This window comes from Photorhabdus asymbiotica, assembly GCF_003634575.1.
GTDB classification, from domain to species: domain Bacteria; phylum Pseudomonadota; class Gammaproteobacteria; order Enterobacterales; family Enterobacteriaceae; genus Photorhabdus; species Photorhabdus asymbiotica.
Map to the genome: position 1 here is coordinate 392569 of NZ_RBLJ01000004.1, position 23343 is coordinate 415911.

General features: G+C 44.8%; 11 protein-coding genes. 5 read left to right on the forward strand and 6 right to left on the reverse strand.

Annotated elements, in window-relative coordinates:
- Positions 1–82: 82 nt before the first annotated feature.
- The 3 genes from cheY (at position 83) to BDD30_RS23230 (ending at position 1617) form a co-directional block, all read left to right on the forward strand.
- Complete coding sequence (cheY, locus tag BDD30_RS17590) at positions 83–472, forward strand: chemotaxis response regulator CheY (RefSeq protein ID WP_015834815.1); 390 nt, start codon at positions 83–85, stop codon at positions 470–472.
- A 9-nt stretch (positions 473–481) separates the two neighbouring features.
- The gene (cheZ, locus tag BDD30_RS17595) at positions 482–1132 is read left to right on the forward strand and encodes a protein phosphatase CheZ (RefSeq protein ID WP_015834814.1); all 651 of its coding nucleotides are present in this window, start codon (positions 482–484) and stop codon (positions 1130–1132) included.
- 278 nt (positions 1133–1410) lie between these two features.
- Positions 1411–1617, forward strand: coding sequence for a hypothetical protein (locus BDD30_RS23230; protein ID WP_147408140.1), 207 nt, complete (start codon positions 1411–1413; stop codon positions 1615–1617).
- Here the strand turns inward: BDD30_RS23230 and BDD30_RS17605 are convergent.
- The 6 genes from BDD30_RS17605 to BDD30_RS17630 form a co-directional block, all read right to left on the reverse strand.
- Positions 1549–1908 (reverse strand): nuclear transport factor 2 family protein, encoded by a 360-nt coding sequence (locus BDD30_RS17605; RefSeq protein WP_121302772.1) that lies wholly within the window; start codon positions 1906–1908, stop codon positions 1549–1551. The two genes, BDD30_RS23230 and BDD30_RS17605, sit on opposite strands and share 69 nt — an antisense overlap.
- Positions 1909–1958: 50 nt before the next feature.
- Positions 1959–5156, reverse strand: coding sequence for a non-ribosomal peptide synthetase (locus tag BDD30_RS17610; RefSeq protein ID WP_015834812.1), 3198 nt, complete (start codon positions 5154–5156; stop codon positions 1959–1961).
- 28 nt (positions 5157–5184) lie between these two features.
- Complete coding sequence (locus tag BDD30_RS17615; RefSeq protein WP_015834811.1) at positions 5185–6450, reverse strand: tetracycline resistance MFS efflux pump; 1266 nt, start codon at positions 6448–6450, stop codon at positions 5185–5187.
- A complete protein-coding gene (locus BDD30_RS17620) occupies positions 6447–18896 on the reverse strand; it encodes a hybrid non-ribosomal peptide synthetase/type I polyketide synthase (RefSeq protein WP_231849137.1) in 12450 nt (4149 codons plus the stop codon). Before BDD30_RS17620 ends, BDD30_RS17615 begins: the two co-directional genes overlap by 4 nt.
- A gap of 93 nt (positions 18897–18989) precedes the next feature.
- The gene (locus BDD30_RS17625) at positions 18990–19808 is read right to left on the reverse strand and encodes a 2OG-Fe dioxygenase family protein (protein ID WP_015834809.1); all 819 of its coding nucleotides are present in this window, start codon (positions 19806–19808) and stop codon (positions 18990–18992) included.
- A gap of 1735 nt (positions 19809–21543) precedes the next feature.
- Positions 21544–21813 (reverse strand): hypothetical protein, encoded by a 270-nt coding sequence (locus BDD30_RS17630; protein WP_081461592.1) that lies wholly within the window; start codon positions 21811–21813, stop codon positions 21544–21546.
- Positions 21814–22860: 1047 nt separating this feature from the next.
- Here BDD30_RS17630 and BDD30_RS23745 point away from each other — a divergent pair.
- Positions 22861–23001: a hypothetical protein gene (locus BDD30_RS23745; RefSeq protein ID WP_170152969.1), complete on the forward strand. Its 141-nt coding sequence runs from the start codon at positions 22861–22863 to the stop codon at positions 22999–23001.
- Positions 22985–23125 (forward strand): hypothetical protein, encoded by a 141-nt coding sequence (locus BDD30_RS23750; protein ID WP_158307071.1) that lies wholly within the window; start codon positions 22985–22987, stop codon positions 23123–23125. The genes BDD30_RS23745 and BDD30_RS23750 overlap by 17 nt, the downstream gene beginning before the upstream one ends.
- Positions 23126–23343 lie beyond the last annotated feature (218 nt).

The window sequence follows — 23343 nt, forward strand, 5'->3', positions numbered from 1 at the left end:
GCAACTTGAAGGATGAAGGGTATATAAATTTAATTTCTTAAGCGGCTCTGTGCTGACTGATAAATAATTTCAAGGAGTTTTTATGGCGAATAAGGATCTTAGATTTCTGGTGGTTGATGATTTCTCAACCATGCGACGCATAGTTCGTAATCTACTGAAAGAGTTGGGTTTCAACAACGTAGAAGAAGCTCAGGATGGATCAGAGGCTCTGACTAAGATTCGTTCATCTCAATTTGACTTTATTATCTCTGACTGGAATATGCCCAATATGGATGGTTTAGAGTTGTTAAAAATCATTCGTGAAGATGCACAATTGGCTAAGATACCGGTTTTGATGGTGACCGCAGAAGCGAAGAAAGAAAATATCATTGCTGCCGCACAAGCCGGGGCTAGTGGTTATGTTGTTAAACCTTTTACCGCAGCTACTCTGGAAGAAAAGCTCAACAAAATATTTGAAAAACTGGGCCTCTAAGGAGACATAATGAGTGTAAATCCGGTCATGCCAAGGGATGAGACCATTAGTGCCAGTGAAATTATCAGCCGTATCGGCCAGCTTACGCGGATGTTGCGCGATAGTTTACGTGAATTGGGATTGGATCAAACCATTGCCCAGGCTGCTGAGGCAATACCTGATGCGAGAGAGCGTCTGGACTATGTTGTGCAGATGACTGCGCAGGCAGCTGAAAGAGCGCTTAATTGTGTTGAGGCGGCGCAACCTCGTCAAAATGAGTTGGAATCATCGGCAGTATCTCTGACGAAACGCTGGGATGAGTGGTTTGAAAATCCCGTTGAAATGCCTGTGGCGCGCTCATTGGTTATGGATACTCGAAATTATCTCAAGACTGTACCTGAGCATACTGCGTTTACCAATGCCCAACTGTTGGAGATCATGATGGCACAAGACTTTCAGGATCTTACCGGCCAGGTTATTAAGCGCATGATGGATGTTATTCAGGAAATAGAAAAACAGTTGGTGATGGTCTTGATGGAAAACATACCGGCTGACCAAATGGTGAACGCGAAGAAAGAAACGGATAGCTTACTAAATGGCCCGCAAGTGAATCAAAATGGCGTGGGTGTGATTGCTAATCAGGCCCAGGTTGATGATCTACTGGATAGCTTAGGTTTCTGAATAAAAGTGGTGGGGTAAGCCTGTTATTTTAAGATTAAAGATTCTTTGGGAAGATATTGATGGTATTTCGACATTAATCTTATTCTTCCTGACGGAATAAAATAGAACGGTTGTGGTTATCTTTTGGCAATGGTTGTTAAAGGTGAAACGGTTTATGGTCACCGTTTCACCTTTCTCTGGAGGCTAGACTCATTAATAAAACAAGGGTGTATACCTAATAGATTTCGAGTTGCGGCGCGGCAGCAAGTGAACGAATCCCCAGGAACATAGATAACTATGTGACTGGGGTGAGTGAAAGCAGCCAACAAAGCAGCAGCTTGAAAGATGAAGGGTATAGCGATAATGTGCAAGGCCATTTAGATAAACCAAATACAACACCCAGAGAGCACAAAATTTTTATTACGGCGATACTCTGCTCAATTAGGCACTTCAAATTTAAAGTAATCGCTGAGGAAAACTATTTTATCGTCCATAACTTCGATTAATGTTACGCCCATATTGCTATAAATATCACTATTTTTACGACGTCCTTCATTTTCCCAAATAATGCAAGCCTTGTTATTACTGGCAATGAAACCGGTTTGCGTAAAATGTAAATATTTAAAATTTGAGAAAAGTTTCTTGAGAAAAATAAGCGACATCTTTTTACCTACCATTGGACGAAGCCCCGGATAATGAAGTGAAATATTCTCAGAAAAAATATTATCCAGTTGTTTAAGGTCATACTGATTCATTGCACAGATAAGCTCTGTGGTTAACTCATCTATTTGGCTCATCATGTTTTGTCCTCTGTTTATTTACTTGGCAGCATCATCGCGTTAAAAATTTAGTTTTGGCTGACGACTTCATTTTCCTGTTGTAAAGCGTCTAATCGTTGCACCAATTGGCTGATCCTCGGAGCGTTAAAGAGATCGCGTAACGTTATTTCAACGCCGAAGTCACTACGCACTCTTGCTATTACCCGCATTGCAACCAATGATTCGCCACCAAGCTCAAAGAAATTATCCTCTGGAGAGATATTTTTTACTCCCAACAACTCGGCAAACAGACAACAAAGCGAGAGTTCTCGTGGGCTGAAGGTTTTACTTTCATTGACTACTGCACTGTTCCATATAGGTTTCGGCAACGCCTTACGATCTAGCTTGCCGTTAATGGTCAATGGAAAATGATCAAGTTGCACTATTGCCGCTGGAATCATCGCTTCAGGTAAGTATGTGGCCAGACTGGCCCGTATTAACTGTGATTCAAGCGTAATCCCATGATGAGCAATGACATAACCCACCAACCGCTTCTGTTGGCCTTCATCTTCACGCACAACGACCTCAGACTGCATGATATCAGGGTGTGCATTTAGCGCTGCCGCCACATCGCCCAATTCAATACGGAAGCCGCGGATTTTAACCTGATCGTCAATGCGACCAAGGAAGTCCAGTACCCCATCTCGACGTAATCTTGCCAGGTCACCAGTGCGATACATGCGTGCGTCTGCGTCAACAAAAGGATCAGCAATAAAGCGTTCAGCAGTGAGTTCAGGACGATTCAGATAACCATGTGCTACCCCAGCACCGCCCACATATATCTCACCCACAAAACCTACCGGAACTGGGCACTGAGCCTCATCGAGAATATAAATACTGAGATCATCAATAGGTTCACCAATAAGACTTGAAGCAGGCTGCGCAACGATTTCACGTGAAAGAGGGAAATAGGTCACATGTACAGTAGTTTCAGTAATACCATACATGTTGATCAACTGAGGAGCGTTATCATCATGTCTTTGATACCACTCTACCAGGATGTGTGCATTCAGCGCTTCTCCGCCAAAAATCACCGTGCGTAGCGTCAAATTTTGCCCAAGTTGAGGAGTTTCTCGATCAGCATGGATCAGCGCCTGAAACGCTGAAGGCGTTTGGTTTAACACCGTCACTTTTTCGTTAATCAAAAGCTGCAAAAAATCTGTGGATGAACGGCTGATTTCCCAGGGAACAATCACTAGTCTCCCGCCATTCAACAATGCTCCCCAACACTCCCAGACAGCAAAATCAAAAGCATAAGAGTGAAACATTGTCCAACAATCGGCTTCAGAGAAATTAAACCAGCGCTGAGTACTTTGTAGCAAACGCATCACATTGTGATGAGTCACTACCACGCCTTTGGGCACACCGGTGGAGCCAGAAGTGTAAATGATATAAGCAGGATGTGCTGAAATCAGCGGTTGCAAGCGCTCTTTATCGGACAGATCAGCAACACTCTGCATTTCCAGACTGGCAATCAACGCCGTATCATCTAGCAATAACATGGGTGTATTGGTTGTCAGGCGTTGTGCAATTTCGCTGGTGGTGATCACACAGGCAGGTTCAGCATCATCAATCATAAAATCAAGTCGACTTTGCGGATAATCCACCTCCACGGGTACGTAAGCAGCACCCGCTTTGATGATAGCCAGCAGTGTCACCATCATCTCAATGGAACGCGGTAAACAGACTACAACACGCTGTTCCGGCCCTATTTGTCGTGATACCAGATAGCGCGCCAGTTGGTTAGCACGTTGGTTCAGTACTGTATAACTAACATTTTCCTGCTGATAAGTGAGTGCCACCCTATCTTGCATTGCAATTGCTTGTTGTTCAAAGCATGCGGTTAGTGTTTCCTCATTTAATACGGTACGCCGTGCTGGTAGTAGGCTGTTTCCTATGTGCCAATTTGGTAATGTCAGTTCACCAATGGGGCGTGATATATCGGTTAGCAATTCAGTGAGGAAGTGCTGAAAAAGCGATTTCTGAAGGTTAATATCGTAGGGAGTGTAGAGGTTATCATTGGTATCGAGCGTAAACTGTAAACTTTGGCCTTCGCCATGATCATAAATGGTCACAGTAAGGTCTTCTACCGGTCCACTGGACAAATTTTGGGTACGTCCAAGATTACCCGCAAAGCTTACATTGCTGTTAAACAACATTACGTTAATATTCTGTGCAAACAAGCGGGAGGCAGAACCATTTCGCTGTAAATCGCGATAAATATCTTCAGAACGATATTGCTGATGTCGGAGTAACTGGCGAATTTCCTGACTGACCTGTTTACCAATGTCACCTATGGAATGAGCAGGATCTATTGTCAGACGCAGAGGTAATACATTGGATACCATACCCGGGATACTACGTAACACACGCCCTGAACGCGCGGTGACTGGCATACCTAAAGTAATATCCTGTTTGTCGGTCATACGAGAAATCCAGGAAGCAACAATAGCAATAATAATTTGCGCCATACTACTTCCACTCTTTTCACACTGAGTACGCAGAATATCATTGACCTTTGCCGGGATTTCACACGGGGTACAACTGAACGAACCCAAGTCGGCGAACTGACCGGGTTTCGCTCCCACGGCAAGACTCTGTGGCTCACTTCGGTCTGCCATATACTGTGACCACCACTGACGGTCACATTGAAAATTTTCCGAGCGACGGTATTCTTCATCAAAAGCCAGCAGAGCGCTAAGGGGGCCGAAAGGATTTTCCAGCTCATCGGCACCAGTCAATTTCTGGGTATACAGTTCAGCAAGCCGCTGAATCAGTAACGTAGTGCCAAAAGCATCACTAGCCAGATGATGGACACGGATGAACAAAAAATAGCGTTCATCACTGATTTTTAGCAGCGCAAAACCAAACAACGGCCCTTGTGTTAAATCCATTGGCCGCACTAATTCAGCCTTCATCCAGATTTCAGCTTCTGTCAACACATCCACATGGTTAGATAAATCAATAAGTGGGCATGTCCATTGCAGATTGGTCACGATCTGTTGCTGTGGTCCTTGCGGATGAGGCACAACCACCACTCGTAAACACTCAGCTTCATCTATCAACTGGAACAATGCCGTGTTAAGTGTCTCAATATCGATAGCGCCTGAAATATCAATATAACAACCCGTATTATAAATTCCTGCACTTGCACTTAATTGTTCAGCCAGCCAAATTTCCTGCTGTGCTGCGGTCAGGGGGTAATAGGTCCCTTGATGTTGTGTCATAATTAATCCTCACAGGCTGGTGATCTTTTTATTTATGCAAATTGCGTAACTTAATGTTTGCCAGAGAGCCACGTAGCAAAATCAATATGGCGCAGAAGCAAACAACTACAGCAGCGATAAAGGGAACCCCTTGAAAATAGAGTGATTGTCCCTGACGAGATGAAAAATGCAGCAAGAACGCACCCAACAGCGGCGAGGCAGTGATAGCCAGACCTAACATACAGTTCTGCGCGCCCAGATATTCCCCTTGTCGCTCATTGCCTGCACGCAATGAAATCAGAGCACGCAGCGTTGAATCGCTGATCAACGCCAATGCATGCAAAGCAATTGCACCGGCAACAATAAGGGGAGATACGGCCAGGCTATAAGCGATGAACGCCAACATATAGAATCCGTAACCGATGATTGCAGTGCGGTATTCGTTACAGCGCGCCACGAATATTTTTAGCAACCAAGTTTGCGTGATGATGATCCCGACGCCAAGCCCGGTAAGTGCCAGACCGTTTTCACGTGGTCCCCAGTTCAAACGCATCTCATTGAGTAAGACAAAACAGGCCAGAAAAATACCATAAGCCACCATGCCAAGAGCTGAAGCATAAACTAATCGTCTCAGTACCCCATCCGTCGCCAGTAGTTTCAAGCTACCCAAAGGATTGGCACGGCGCCAGTCGAACGAACATCGGTTCTCCTTGGTGAGACTTTCGTTCAGAACAAACATAGCGGCAATAGCGTTCACTGCTGCCAGTGATCCAGCAATCACAAACGGCAGACGCGGTGCAATCATGCCTAATAACCCACCGAAGGCGGGCCCGGCAACCATGCCGAAGCCAAGAACACCACTGACCAGACCGAAACGTGCGGCCCGCTGTGCTTCTGGTGTAACATCTGCTACGTAAGCCGATGCAGCGGAAGTACTGGCGGCGGTGGAACCGGAAAGAAATATACCGGCCACTAACCATCCTAGCGATGGCGCAGTCGCCACCAGCGTATAGCTCAGCGCTGTGCCAAACAGTGTTGAAAGCAATACCGGTCGCCTTCCCCAAGCGTCGCTAAGCGTCCCTAACAACGGGGCAAAAAGGAACTGTGCAAAAGCGTATAGTGAGACAAATAACCCGATTAACGGCACACCCGCTTCTGGTGGTTGCGGAGCAATCTCCCGCAACAGATTGGGTAAAACAGGAAGGACAATCCCGATACCCAAAGCATCCACAGCCAATGTCATTAGAATGACTGCCAATCGGCGTTTATGCTGCCGGGTATCAGGAAGGCTAGTCGTTGAGAAAGAATCACTCATACCTGTCCTCCTTTTATGATTGACGGAAAGTGATGGATTATTGCCTGCGATACATGTGCTACGTGCTCTTCCATCAGACAGCTATAATGATTCCCCGGCACTTCTGCGATATGAATGGGAAGGGTGGAAAACTTCTCCCAACCCCAGGCATTGGTCTCCCGTATTTCCGGCACAACAACCCCTTTCGGTAGTGGTTCCACCGCTTTTACTAACAGCATAGGAATTGGCAACTGTAGTGGTGTTGGGCGGTATTTCGGTGACATATCCGACGCAGCCCGATAGACATTGAACAATCCGTTAATTGAGCCCATATCATTTTGTGCATGAATCAACGAGAAACGTTTTAGCTGATCTTTGATATAGCTCAGTAACGCCTCACGCGGTAATGCCCGCATTTTGTCGTCATCCAAACTGTCGATCATTTCCAGCCGGTCAGTGTAGTAGGCAAAAATACCTAGAATAACTTTGGCAATATCAGCATCTTCCTGATACGGAACCGGTGCATAGGGTGGCGCGGCAGAGTCGAGTAGCACTAGAGAACCGACGCTTTCTCCCTCAGCATGAAGCTGCCGCGCCATTTCATAAGCCACTTTGCCACCCAATGAATGACCGCCAATATGATATGGCCCTTGCTTCTGTACCGAGCGCAAACAGGCAATGTAATGTGTTGCTATCTCTTCCACCGATTGGTGCGGCGCTGTTTTTCCATCAAGCCCCAAATACTGCATACCGATAAATGGGAGTTCTCGTGGTAACGCTGCGGCCAGGGGCATAAATTGGGTAACATTGCCGCCCATACCCGGTACACAAAAGAAGGGTGAATAATTACCATTACCACCGTGATTAATTGGCACCAGGCAATAGCGGATATGGGCATTCTCAGGAGCCTGGGCCTTTTTCTCATCAGATAGTGAACGGACAACACGTGCCATGGTCGGCTGTTCGAGAAACTCCGCTAGCGTCAGACAGTGCTGGAAATGATCACGCAAACGGGAGATCATCTGCGTTGCCAACAGTGAATGACCACCCAGTTCGAAGAAATCATCTTCTAGATTAATCGTTTCTTCACCCAGTAGCTCATACCACAATTGACGAACCGCTTCCTCTGGGCTGGCGGAATCAGCTATCGCCGATAAATTCCGTGATTGGGTGCGTCGCACTGGAGTGAATTTACTGACAACGACCTGTGTTTCCATTCCGGTAATAGCCAGATCGAAAATAGCGCAGCCCTCTTGATTACTGAGACCAATTACACTTTCTTTACGGCGTGCAGCATAATTCACTGCCATCCCCACTTCAGCCCAGGTATCCCAGTTAACGGATGTTACTGGTATAGCCTGTTGTCGCCAGTAATGCGCTACGGCATCAAGATAACGGTTAGCTGCCGCATAGTCTGCTTGACCAATTCCACCTATCAATGAGGCAAGTGAAGAGCACAACAGAACAAAATCGAGAGAGTCCTGTCGAATTGCTGTCATCAATTGCTGTGTACCACTTATCTTTGCCGCCATCACATGCCGCCAATCCTGCGATGTGCTATGCTCCAGTAATCCACTGGCTTCAATACCTGCTGAATGAATCACTCCGTTGATAGCACCAAATCTTGCCCGCATCTGTGCCAGTGCTTCGGTTAATGCCACACCATCAGCGACATCGGCGCGCAATATTATGACTTCAGCACCAGATTTCCGTAATGCATCAAGGAAAGCTTCATTTGCCGGATGAGTTTCCCGGCGGCTCAAAATACCGAGTTTAGCCTTACTGCATTTATTGCTGATGTAGCGCGCTAGTAACTGACCGATACCCCCCAGACCACCAGTAATCAAGTAAACACCGCCATCACGCAGAATTTGCCGGTGAGGTATCTCATCAAGCTCAGCAAATGTCTGCAATTCACGCTTACCCTGTGTAAGCATAATACTGGTAACCGGCATTCCTTCGGTTGCCTCGTCCGGTTGTATATCCGTGTACAGTTCTGCAATTAGTGATTGATGTGTAGCAAAGGTGTTGTCATCCAGATCGATATGACGAGCAGAACATCCCGGATACTCTGCCGCCAGGATTCCCAGTAAACCAAGCGCGGGTGCGGCATGACAGGCTTCCAGTACCCTGGCTGCCTGCAATCCACGGGAAATTAGGGTGATATCAAAAACCCTGTGATGACCGGTAAGCGCTTTAATCGCAGCCGCCAGTTGTTCAAACGCAGCCTCTGGTTGAGGAACCACTGCTGCAGTCCAGCACCAGATAATACGTTCTGGCAACAGTTGTTGCTGTATCAGACAATCTATCAGTTGTTGATAATCTTCAAGCTGATCCTTACGCAAACTGAAGCGGTAAGTACCCTGTTGCTGAAACTCATCTGCATCTTCAACAACAATACTACCGGGTGCTGCTGCTTCCCATAAATCACTCAGCTCAGCGGCTTGAGCGCCAAAAATCAGCCACGGCGCACGATTCTGCTTTGCTTCGTCCAGTGGTTTCGGCAACCATCGAGGGTGACGACACCACTGGGCTACATTCGACTCGCGCGCTGTCTGGAGAGGTAACGAGTTGAACTGCCGTAAATGGTAACCGTGGATTTCAACCAGTACTTGCTTACAATTTTGGTTCTCATCCCAACTAAATAATGTGATGTCATAGGTTCGTGGTGCTGTCTCAACCGCCAGACTGTAAAATTCGGCGCATAATGGTTGGTGCAGCGTCAGCGAACCATAATGGAACGGTATTGAAGCATCACCCGGTAACAGACAGGCATGTAAGAATGCTGTGCTCAAGTCAAGCAAAGCCGGATGTAATGCAGTATCAGGCAAATCATCGATAAATGTCTGATTGAGCCGCAATTGTGCCAATGCACAGCGATCACCCATCCAGACACCTGCAACACATTGCCAGCGTGGTCCATAGTCAGTAAATGCCTGATTGAAACGCTCTGGCGCATCGGTAACTTCTTCAAGCTGCAAATTCCGACATAACTCATCAGGCGAAGCAATCTCTGCTGGTGGAGGGCATACGGCAGTCACATTGCCGTTTGCGTGGAGTTGCCATCTGTCATCACTATCACTGTGAGACTCCAGCGTAAAAGCAAAGCCGCTATCAATGGTGGTCAAACTGATGCGAACCTGACGCTCAACACCTGACGATAGTACCAACGGTGAGGGGAAATAAACCTCACTGAAAGTTGCTGTGCCACCGGATTGCAATTCGTGAAAAGCACGACGCACTAATTCCAGACAACCTGTGCCCGGTAATACTCCTTGCCCTTCGAAGATGCGGTGTTCATCAATAAACCAGATATGATCATCCAGCTTACCAGTAAATTGTGTGACCCCCTCTCTATCTGATGACTGTGTGAAAGCCGGTAGTTTTTCACGCTGTGTACTTATTACGGTATCTGATGTAGTAACAGGGGGTTCCAACCAGAGATGTTGGCGTTGGAAGGGGTACACTGGCAGAATAACCCGATGTAATTTGTGTGAATGACCAAATGCAGCCCAATCGATGGCGACGCCTTGCTGCCACAACTGCCCGATGGTATTGAGCAGCACCTCTTCATCCGGTTTTTGCTGGCGAGTATGGCGCATCGTGGTCAGTATCTGAACCTGGCCTTTCTGCTGTAGATCTTTCAGCATGCTGGTCAGTGCACTCCCCGGACCCACTTCAAGCAGGATTGGATGATCATAATGGTTTAGCAACGTAAGAATACCGTCATAGAAGCGTACCGGCTGACGCAGATGATCCCCCCAATAGCCAGAATTATTGCGATCCTGTTCATTGAACCAACTGCCACTGATATTGGATATCACCGGAATAGTATCGGATTGTAGCGTGAAGCCAGCGCTGAATTCCCGCATCTGCTGTGCGGCAGCATCCATCAATGAACTATGAAATGCATGTGATGTCCTTAACCGTCGGCAAGCAATACCTGCCTTGTTACACTGCTCTTCAAGTACCGAAATATTGTCATGGCTGCCAGTTATCACGCACTGTTCAGGTCCGTTGATCGCTGCAAATTCACACTCTGGTGCCAGCGAAGCCATGCGTTCAGATGATGCTTGTACTGCCAGCATTGCCCCTGTAGGCTGACGTTGCATGATTGCAGCACGATTGGCTACCAATGCCAGTGCATCTTCCAGCTCTAACATCCCCCCTACACAGGCAGCAACCAGTTCACCGAGGCTATGACCAATCATTGCCTGGGGTGTAATGCCCCAAGCTTGTAGCTGACGGGCCAGCGCATACTCAACAGTGAACAGTGCAGGCTGGGTATAACGTGTAGCATTTAACCGGCTAATCGCATTGTCACGTTCCGATTGCGGATAAATTAATTGCCTGATATCCAGTTTGATGTGTGGTTGTAGCAGTTCGGCACAGCGATCAAATTGTTGGCGGAATACGCCATCATGCAGATAGAGCGATTGACCCATTTCAATAGACTGACTTCCTTGCCCAGGAAACATAAAAATTACGGCTCGATGCGGTTGTTTGCGATTAACAGTCTGCGGCGACAGCTGGTGTAGTTGATTAATTAGTTGCTGCCGATCTTTTCCCAGAACAAAAGCACGTTCACTGAAGGCGCTGCGTCCTTGTTGCAAGGTCCCGGCAATATCTGCCAGTGGCTCATTACTGGTAGTTAGTGCTATCGCTAAACGTTCCCCTTGCTGAAGCAAGGCTTGCGGCGTTTTCGCTGAAATTGGCAGCAGATGCCAGCGTTGGTCAGCGAATATACGGATATCTTGCTGATGTGGAGCCTCTTCCAGAATAAGGTGGGCATTAGTACCACCAATGCCGAAAGAACTTACGCCGGCACGACGTGGCTTACTTGTTTGCGGCCACGGGTATGCTGTATTGATCACATAAAATGGCGTCTGTTCAAAGTGGATTTCAGGATTGGGGTGATGATAGTGAATACTGGGTGGCAAAGTCTGGTGACGCAGCGCCAACACGGTTTTGATTACACCCGCGATACCGGCGGCGGCATCAGTATGCCCTATATTTCCTTTCACAGAACCTATTGCACAACTCCCTACAGGCAATGTCTCACCATCAGACTGTTCCAGAAAAGCCTGAGTCAGCGCCCGTACTTCTATCGGATCGCCTAGAGAGGTCGCCGTACCATGTGCTTCGATATAACTGATGCTGGCGGGTGATACCCCGGCATTACGCAGCGCATCTTTAATCACTGAAGATTGGCCGTCAATACTTGGTGCCGTGTAACTAACCTTTTGTGCGCCATCATTATTGACAGCAGAACCTTTAATTACCGCCTGGATAGTATCGCCATCTTCCAAAGCAGCAGACAGACGTTTTAGTAATATCATCCCACCGCCACTGCCGCTGGCTGTACCGTTGGCCGCCGCATCAAATGGCCGGCAAAGACCATCTGGAGACATAATTCCGCCACTGACATGGACAAAGCCAACCTGTTGCGGGTCCAGTGCTACAGCACCAGCCAACGCCATGTCACATTCACTGCGTCGTAAACTTTCGCAGGCAAAGTGAATAGCAGTTAGTGATGACGAACAGGCGGTGCCAATACTGACAGCAGGTCCGCTAAGGTTCAGCTTGTAAGCAGTACGTGTCGCGATAAAATCCTTGTCATTACCTATTTGCCACTGACCGGGGTCGAGATGCATCCGGTCTTTATTTGGCATGACGTTTTCCAGCAGGTAATAGTTGAAGCCGCTGCTACCAAAGACTCCCACTGAACGCGGTGTACTATCATTGCCATAACCAGATAATTCCAATGTTTCCCAGGCCATTTCAAGAAACAACCGCTGTTGCGGGTCCATCACCTGTGCTTCACGTGGTGAATAACCAAAGAAACGTGCATCAAACTCCGCACAACCCTCCAGTAAACGTGCGCGTCGGACAAACTGCGGGTGATTTAACAGCGCGGGATCGACACCACGTTGTAGCAATTCCTCATCAGACAACGTCACACTGGCATCATAACCTGCCAACAGTTGCTGCCAAAAAGTGTCGAGATCCGGTGCTTGTGGAAAGCGGCCAGTCATACCGATAATCGCAATAGCATTGCTATCCAGAGTCGAAATATCCGGTGTTGATGTTGCTGTCTCTTTAGTGACTATCGGCGGTGTGACTGCAACTGCAACGGGTGTTTTTTGCTGCGACAACGTGTCCAGCAGTTGCGCCTGTTGTCGAATGGTGGGATGAGCGAAGATATCGGTTACAGACAAGTCCCCGCCAAACTCTTCATTTAATTGCTGGAATAGCGCCATAACTCGTAGTGAATGACCACCAGCATCAAAAAAGTTCTCGTCATAATCGATCTCATCTCTCTCCAGCAGTTCACGCCAGATAGCCTCAACGCGACTAAGTGATGACACAACTTTGGTTGGCAAAGGAGAAGATTGATGCTGGCCGGCACGTGTCAGTTTCATTTCGGCCAATGCTTTTAAATCGACTTTTCCTGTAATACCAATAGGCAGCGCATCAAGAAAGAACAGCGCCGTTGGTACCATCACTTCACTCACCTGCTGGCGTAATCCGTTCAGGATCTCACTACGATTGATTTCGCCGACAATGTATCCCGCCAGCTCTTTATTCCCTTGGCTATCGGTGATCGCCAGCGCCTCAGCTTGACGTACACCCGGTAATGCACTTAGGGCGGCCCGTACAGCATTCAGTTCAATTCGATGACCGCGGATTTTTACTTGACGGTCAACCCGACCCACAAACTCCAGTGCACCATCCATGCGTTGGCGCACAATATCGCCAGTACGATACATGCGAGCTTTTAATTGTGGTGCAAAGCTATCGGGTAAAAATACTTCAGCGGTTTTTTCATCCAGGCCTAGATAGCCCTGTGCAACACAGGTTCCAGCTAAATAAAGTTCACCCATTTCCCCCAGTGTCACGGGCTTTCTCTGTTCATCAAGCAGATAGAAGCGAACATCCCCCATTGGACGCAGCACCAGATTTTGTCCTGCGGCATGATAATCAGTAAGGGATACTACAATTGCACATTCAGTAGGGCCGTACCCATTCATCAGCCGGCGCCCTATAGACCAGCGCTGGGCAACTTCAGGCATACAAGGCTCACCCGTTACGATAAGTACCTGAAGATGAGGTAACGGTACTAACGGCACTATCGCTAACGCGGAAGGTACAATCCACATGTGAGTAATCTGTTTGTGTGTCAGCCACTTTGTCAATTCACTGCCTGGTAACAGTTGCTGTTTCTTACCGAAGACCACGCAAGCACCTGCTGCAAGTGCTGGAAAAATTTCTCCCAACATCACATCAAATACGGGCGAAGAGTACTGTGCTATGCGAGAAGAAGGTTCAAGTTTCAGTTCATCGCGGATTGCCAGAATGTTGTGGCAGACGCTGCGGTGGGAGACTGCAACGCCTTTCGGTTTACCCGTCGATCCCGAAGTGTAAATAACGTAAGCGCAGTCATCCGGCTGACAGATCGTCGCTATAGCCATATAGGGGGCGTTGGCTATATCTAACTCATCGATATTAATTGCTACCAGACCAAGACGCGGGCACAAAGGTGCTGTTTCATTTCGGCACAATATCGCTTTTATTTCCGCGTTATCAATCATATACCGATTTGCTGGTTCGGCGTTATCAGGAGCCAGTGGTACAAACACCGCACCAATCCGGTTAATTGCCAGCATTGCCGTGACATTATGTGGATGGTGCCCCATCAGAATGCCAACTCGATCGCCACGGCCTATACCTGCTTGTTGTAGTTGCTGAGCCACATATGCCGTCAATGTATCAAGCTGCTGATAACTCAGACTCAATTCATCATTTTCCAGCGCCACATGTTCGCCATGTCGGGACAGGCTCTGCTGAAACAGCGGAAACAGCCCCTGTGGCTTATCAACAGCGAGTTCTGGTTGGACAATACTGCCAGAATTCATCGTCAACAAATCAGCTAAGGCGGTAGCTGGTTTTTCAATGAGTTGTGGCAACATAGCCAGCAAATGTTCACTCATCCGTTCCAGAGTGACGGCAGATAACACCCCCGGCATTGCCATAAAGTGAGCGTAAACCTGACCATTTACGCGGTTAATAGCCAGTTCCAAATCAATTTTGGCGCGATAATCCCCCAACTCGACGTCTGAAACTTTCATCTCCCCCAACGTTGCACCGGTTGGCTGATCCAATTCACAGGAAAAAATAGTTTGGAAAATAGGATTTTTATCCGCTGTACGAGGCAAATTAAGGGTCTGTACCAAATAATCGAACGGTAAATCACGATTTTCAAGAATGTTGAGACTAACTTGCCGTGTATACATCAGTAGTTGCTGAAAAGTTTGCAACTCACGACTATTGATACGTACTGGTAAAGTATTAGCAAAGTAGCCAATCAACGCATCCCATGCAGGTATGGTGCGCAGCGACACGGGCGTTCCGACGATAAGATCCGGCTCGCCACTTTGCTGACGCAACAGAAGCGCAAACAAACTTAACCAGACCATAAATGGTGTACAGTTCTGTTCACGAGCCAGTTTCTCTACACCTTCAACATACACGTGGGGAATAACGCAACTTATTGCAGCCGCTTCGTTAGTGGGTGCGGTCATATCATTTATTGTCAGAGTAGCTGGCGCATCCGCCAATTGTTGACGCCAGAAATGAATCTGTTGCTGTACCGCAGGATCAGTCAGTCGAGTGCGCTGCCAGGTAATGAAATGCCCATAGTTTGCTTCCAACACGGGTAGCATGGGTGCCTTACCGGCTAGACGTGCCTGATAGCAGTGCCGTAACTCATCAAAAAGTATTGCCAGCGAGCGACCGTCGGAAATAATGTGATGCAGAGTAATACAAAGCACGTGTTCTTGTGGGGACAACGTAAACAGTACCGCACGGATGAGTGGCCCATTGACGAGATCGAAACTTGCCATCACTTCTTCCCGCAACTTCAATGCCAGCGCAGACTCACCGCCGGAGATATTTTGTTGGCGCAGGGGGAGTGTTAATTCAGATGCAACCTGATAACTGGGTTCAAAGTTAGATGTTCCATCCGGCCCGTTTACTTTACTGACTTGACTGGAGAATGTGGTACGTAATACATCATGACGTTGCACTATGTCATTCAGTGCCTGCATTAACGCACTAAAGTGCAGATGACCATGCAGACGCAATGTGAAAGGCACGTTGTAACTGCAATCATCTGGCCGTTGCATCGCAATCAACCACAAACTGCGCTGACCGAATGATAGTAAATCACTAACCTGCGCAATGTGCTGCACAGTCACACTCTGTTTGACACCGCTCTTTTCAACATTATCCAGTAACGAGGCCAATCCGACGATTGTCGGATAATTGAAAATAGCGGAAAGTTTAAGCTGAATATTAAATGTCTTATTGATCTGCGTAATCAGATTGGCAGCAATTAATGAATTGCCACCACAATAGAAGAAATTATCTTCAGTACCGAGGGCCTGAACTCCTAAAGCTGCTCTCCATAATGCCAGCAATTGTTCTTCACGGGCGTTAACCGGTTCTGTCATCGATTCCTGATTTTCGGGTAGTGAAAAATCTGGAATCTGTAAGCGCTTGCGATCAACTTTTCCGTTAGGTGTGGTGGGTAATTTATCGAGAAACACAAAAGCACGTGGCATCATATGTCCGGGTAGCCGCTGGGACAAATAATCACGTAACTTGTCATTATCAGCCGATGAAACAACATAGGCGACTAACACTTTATTATTAGTACTGTCATTACAGGCGACAACCGCACACTGGTGCACATCTGCGTGTTTCAGTAATGCACTTTCCACTTCCCCTAATTCGACGCGAAAACCGCGAATTTTAACCTGATGATCACTGCGACCCATGAAATCAATGGTGCCGTCAGTCAGGAAACAGCAAATGTCTGAAGTGCGATAGAATCGTGTACCGCTATTGTTTGCCACAAAACGGCCCTGGCTATCGAATTTGCCGGTAATAAATTTCTCTGCTGTGAGTTGAGGATTGTTGAGATATCCTTTTGCTACAGTAACACCAGCGATCAACAATTCACCACTAACACCAATTGGCACCTGTTGCAGGTGTTCATCAACAATAAACAGCTCACAGCTCGCCAGCGGCCTACCCAATGGAATTACTCGCCCGGCTTCCAATGGATGTGTTTCCGGATCAAAAACAGTGCTATCAATGGCGGCCTCAGTTACACCGTAAGAACCAAGAATACGCGCATCTGGGCGGCAAAGCGCTTGCGCTGCATGCAGCTCATGACCGAACCAGACATCGGCTCCACACACCAGTGTCGATAATCCATCCAGACGTTTCCCATTATCTTGGCAGAACTGAATTAATTGACGCAGTACTACAGGAGGAAAATCACCGAAGGTTACGCCTTCGCTTATCATCAAGCGGTGCATTTCAGGCGCATCTAGCAACCACTCACGCGGACACATAACCAGGCATCCACCACAGCCTAGAGTACGACTGAAATCCCCTACACTGAGATCGAAAATCGGTGCCGCAAGTTGTAGCGATACCGGCTCACCGGGTCGGGTGAAACGATAGTCATAGCACCAGGCATGGTACGATGCATGCAGACTACCGTGGCTTACCTCTACCCCTTTCGGATTACCCGTTGAACCAGAAGTGTAAATAACATAGGCTGAATCACTCTCTTGAACCGGCCAAATTGGCTGCACATCCAGCGGCGAGGGTTGACGAAACAGCCCATCAATTTCCAGTGTGATGGTACGAAAATCAAGCAAACTAACCGCATCTTGTTCACTGGTCAGGATCAGTGCAGGCTGTGCGTCATTTATCTTATCGGCAAAGCAGGGATCAGAAGGGGATAACGGCACATAAACTGCGCCGGCAGAGAGAATAGCGTAAAAAGAGATAATAATTTCTGGCCGGTAGCTCATAAATACGGCAATCCGGCAACCTGGTTCAACACCACACTGGCGCATCTTCGCGAGCAGGCATTGCGCATACCTGTCCAGTTGTGCATAGGTGAAACGTTGATCACGCCAGACAATAGCCCGTGCATCTGGATGATTACGCACCTGTGACTTGATGCGCTCAGCTACCGAAATAAATTCCAATACAGGCAGCGGTTCTGCCGGTCGGGAGAAGCGAGTCAGTGTCTCCAGCTCTTCTGGCGGCAACATGCTACATTTGGCGACAGAACGTTCAGGTTCACTTAACAAACTATCCAACAATTCCTCATAGTGGTTCACCATGCGAGTAATGGTGAGGTTATCAAACAAATCGGTATCAAACTCAACCAGACAGAGTAGTGAATTCGGCGATTCCTCTATCGATAACGTTAAATCATATTTAGCCGTACCAGAATGGATAAATTGTATTTCTGTTTCTAACCCATCCAGTTGCAATGCTTGGCCCGGACTCTTTAAATAATCAAACATAATCTGAAAAACAGGGGCATGACTCAGAGAACGCAGGGGCTGTACTACATCGACAATTTCATCAAACGGCAAATCAGCATTTTCATATGCATCAAGCAATACATCGCGTGCTTGAACTAATAGATCACTGAAACTTATTCCCGGGGTAAAGCGAAAACGCAGTGGTAACAAATTGATAAAAAAGCCAAGGCGAACATGTTCATCAACATTGTGACGATTCGCAAATGGACTACCAATAACGATATCGTTATCGTGTGAATAGCGACTCAGCAATACGGCAAAAGCGGAAATTGCCACCATATAAGGTGTTAATCTATAACGTTGGCAGATTTTAGAAATACGCCCAACGAGAGGTAAAGAAAGTGATTTCTGATATACCGCACCACGTCCCCGTTGTTCCAATAGCCGTGGTCGATCTGTAGGTAATTTATGTAGTTCAGGCAATTCCGCCAGTTGTTTTCCCCAATAGTCGCGTAAGCGTTTCTGGCGGGCGCTATTCATATGAATATCTGTTACAGAACTGACATGTGGGTAGGTCATTGTCGCCAAGTTAGGCTGTTGGCCGGTTTTATACTGGTTATAGGCATGGCTAAAATCATTAAGAAAAACGTGGGTAGACCAATCATCAAATACAATATGATGAAGAGTAAATATCAACTGATGATCGTTCTCTTGCCGACGAAGCAATAAACAACGAAAAGGCAAATCACGACTGAGATTAAAACAATATCTGGCTTCGTTATCACGGATTGACTGTATTTGGGTTTCGCGTTCCTCCGGAGAATAATAGCTGAGATCACTGATACGTAATTCAGGCCACTGCGGATTTAATGCTATCTGCAATTCTCCATTGAGAACATGAAATTGTGAACGCAACACCGGATGACGCTCAATCATAAAAATAATAGTTTGTTCAAGTGCTTCTCTATCTAACGTACCACGCAAACGTAGCGAAAATGGCACGTTATATAATGCTGAATCCATATTTCCTTGGCTAATAAGCCATAGCCGGCGTTGAGCTGGCGTTGGCAGTAAGAATGGAACATTCGATAAAGTGTTTGAATAATTACTCACAAAATTCTTCCTAAGATAAAAGGATTTTTGCAGCTTAGTGATTGCTGTAAAAACTATCACTCCGGGTTGTCGGCCACTTTCAGGGCAAAAGCGCTACGGGGGACACGTGTCGCTCTGTTCTAGTGGGGTGAAATCAATCAGAATGATAGTACGGGCTCCAACACTGGCATTTTCAACGCAAGTGACGGGATTGATGTAATGACAAATCGCTGCATCATCGATGATATAGCTATCAAGGGGATCATTGAGGAGAAAACGAGTTATCTCATGAGCAGGTACTTGTTCAAGCTGGCAATTTGCATAAGAAGGTGGCGCGATATGCGTTGTACCGCCTTCGACATTGTAACGTTCAATCAAATGTACAGCGGTGAATGGCTGACCGTCACGATGAAAACAGTTAGGCGTAATTTTTGCCGGTTTACCAGGTAGTGCTTGCATTCTTATCATATGCACACCACACAGCAAACGGGAATAATGCTCCTTCATACCGGTTAGACTCAAATCGTGCCAAATGAGTTTATTCAGTAGCCCTTTATTAAGTATTTCATCAGGCATGCGTAGGAATTTGCGTACCACACCACCAAATTCAGGTTGATATTCACTTCCCTGATGATAATCAACCTCTATGTGACCGTCGGGCTGCTGATAACCTGTTTTCCAATGAATAGCTTCTGTTTCATAGTCCCACACTCCTTCACAATAACTGCGGTGCCGACCCCCTTCACCAAATCGATCTAACGGCAGTGACTTCGATAATTCACAAAGAGAGATAAGATCGATTTTTTCACTGTCAGAAAGGTCAAGGTCGGCGGCATTGAAAGTAGCAAAACCTTGCTGGTGCAAGTTGTTACGAATATGTGCGACAGCAAGGTGATAACTATCTGGTGCGTGAGTAAATGTATTCCAGCCCATTGTAATATCTCTTTATTAGGGTGAACTAAAACGACATCGTATTAAATTAATTACGATATTTTAGGAAGAACCAGTTAATACTAATTAAATCAAAAAATTATTTAGTTATATTTGCTGATTTTAAGAAACACCTATAAGAATATGTTTTATACCCTTCATCCTTCAAGTTGCTGCTTTGTTGGCTGCTTTCACTCACCCCAGTCACATAGTTATCTATGCTCCTGGGGATTCGTTCACTTGCCGCCGCGCTGCAACTTGAAATCTATTGGGTATCTATTTCTTTAATTTAAAAAAATTAAAGGTATGTATTACTGAGCTAAAATTAGGAATATCAATAGATTAGTTGAAGTTATTTATCACCTATCATCATCTTTTTATTACCGGATGATTTATTGTATTTTAAAAAATCACTCTTATATATAATAAAAGTAATAATAAACTACATAAACTATCCAAAAATAAAAATATTTTCATTAAAATTTAAACAGAAAATAGATCGTAAAATATACAATGTCAACTCGGGTTTTTATTTTTTATTTGGCAAAAAAAATTTACATTATTATAGAAGGGGGATAAATATCATATTAATTTTAATTGATTTTAAATTTAGTATATTATTAACTTTGAAATTAAAGGGCTATCCAGTATTCATTCAGTAAATAAAGGTTTATACCCTATGGATTTCAAGATGCATCGCGACGGCAAGGGAGCGAATCCCCAGGAGCATAGATAACTCTGTGACTGGGGTGAGTGAGTGCAGCCAACAAAGAGGCAACTTGAAAGATAACGGGTATATCAGTAATAAAACTCTGCTCATTGTATTGCTTAAATAAAAATGGATTGCCAATTTCTTTTAAATATCAATCAGTTTTTGCTATTTTCATAATAAAATATGGATTTAATTTTTCATGCTAATTTTTTATTGGTACAATCTTTGTCTAATTATTCTGATAGGAACGATATGATAATCATTAAATTCTATCTTCCATTTATCTGCTTTATGGATTTTAGTTAATAATACTATTGATTTTGCTACTGGTACTCAGTATAGATCAAAAGAGGGCTTTAAACCCTTGAACAATAAACCCTATGAGTAATATAGTAATTATAATAAAAAATTTTGATAATGATATTGGACATTGTGTGTTTCATGAGAACTAATATGTTTTAAAGGTACTTGTAATTTTTCAGTCTCATAATTATTCATTATTTTCAATTGGTTAATTTAAGATAAAATACTGCTGTACGTTATCTGTTTTTATTTTCCTGGATTAGGTAAAATCCTAAGAATACGTAATTAAGGTGAGCGATGTAATATGTTATTAATGTGTATTTCTGTTCGTGTCATTATTATGTTCTAATTCTACGTTACTTTAATCTCGTAAGAATTAATTGTGAGTCATTAAAGTAAATTAACCAATTAGCAAAAGAGATGAATAAAACATTTATTTTCTGATTAGAAAAATATAGCAAAGTTAATAATTACATTTGTATATAAATATATTGAAAAAATATTTAATTAATCATAATGGTATTGATCGAGATTAAGATAAAATTCCTCATTTTCTTCACTGACAGTATCAGATTTCATCGGCTAATCCTTTATTCTGGTATTTATTGCATCAGCAGCCAGTATTACAGTGTCAATTTCGCTTTTCCGCGTATTTGTAGTAATAGCTGTAGGGTAGGGGGTAGCGGGAATTCATCGCTGCTTCACTATGATTGATAAAAACTTCTACACTATGAGTTCGGCGGTAGAGATGTTTAGGGACGGAATAAAGCTGGCGATACCCTGCCAGCGGGTATGCTTGCCACGCAATTGTTGTAGATTGTCGTCTGGTTTATTCATCCTGCCGATCATCAGACGACGGCTATCTGCGGTTTGTGTCGTCTGTGGCGTGTAGAATTCTAATCCGGCGTCCAGATCGTGGAATTCGCGTGTGTAAAATGAATCGTTTGATAGTCCCGTTTGCCACTCAGATAACCGGCTTGAAGATATATTCAGTTATCATTGATGATGTATGAGAGTGGTATAACCACACTTAAACAAAGGAGGCTGTCCGTTACAGCCTTTGTTGTTTAAAATAATAAAGAACATCTGAAATGGAAATAATTGCATGAATTAATCATTAATTCATCATTTCTCGAAGTATGAAAATGAATAATGTATTTGATTCTATCATTTATGGAAATAACTTATATATAACATAGAGATAAGTTCGTTCAACTCGACCTTTTAGAAATTATCTTTCTTTTTATCATTTTTTTAATTTACTATTTGAATGATTAATAATATATTCAAAGAGTTATGAAATATGTTTTTATATGTTGATATCCTATTAATTGCATTATAATATCAGCGTGTTTGGGGTGATAAATTCATAATAATCATATAGTTAAAATTTTTGGTGCCCTTTTTGTGATCATTCCAGCATTACTACAGTTTTTTTTATGATAAAACAGAGGAGATAATAATCTAAATTTTAATAAAATATCAGGATTGATGCTGGATGAGTTCGTCAATTCAGTTTTATCTATTGCTTGATATGAGGAGGTGATTATTGATATTCATCACAAAATATAATGAATTCTAATGTGAGCATAAAGTCTCAAGTCCAATTGGTATAATACGTGTTATTATTGAAGCTATGTCTTGGTTAAACATAAAAATGCTTAATGAAGAGCTTGTCGAAAAAATCTGATTATTAAAATAATTTAGCAAAGTAATGAATTATTTTTATGTCTTATCATTACAGGATTTAAAGACATAGGTAAGAACCTGTTTTTTTAATTGTATTGTAATCATGGAAATGCCGATGTTTGTTGGCTCCACTCTTAACGAATGGCTGTTGTTCATCGGTTGGAGTTTTTTAAATGGTGTCACATTATGTTCAGGACAATGCTAAAAATTTAGGGAATACCATGACAGCCGAAACCATTTATTATGGTTATGGAGATAATCTTTCTCCCCATGTTGGGTGTATATACCCTATGGATTTCAAGATGCATCGCGACGGCAAGGGAGCGAATCCCCGGGAGCATAGCGAACTATGTGACTGGGGTGAGTGAGTACAGCCAACAAAGAGGCAACTTGAAAGATGACGGTGTATACCCTATGGATTTCAAGATGCATCGCGACGGCAAAGGAGCGAATCCCCGGGAGCATAGCGGACTATGTGACTGGGGTGAGTGAGTACAGCCAACAAAGAGGCAACTTGAAAGATGACGGTGTATACCCTATGGATTTCAAGATGCATCGCGACGGCAAAGGAGCGAATCCCCGGGAGCATAGCGAACTATGTGACTGGGGTGAGTGAGTGCAGCCAACAAAGAGGCAACTTGAAATATGACGGGTATAAACGTAATTAAAAATTGTGGCCGTATACTTCTATCTTTTGCAATTCGTGTAGGCAATAACCCTACGTTCACTTCTTTATCGGGATCTATAGTCTCTCAAGTAATCATGAACGGGACTACCCCGTGTTTGCTTTTTTATCAAACTTTAAGCGCAATAACGACAACTACCACGTTAACT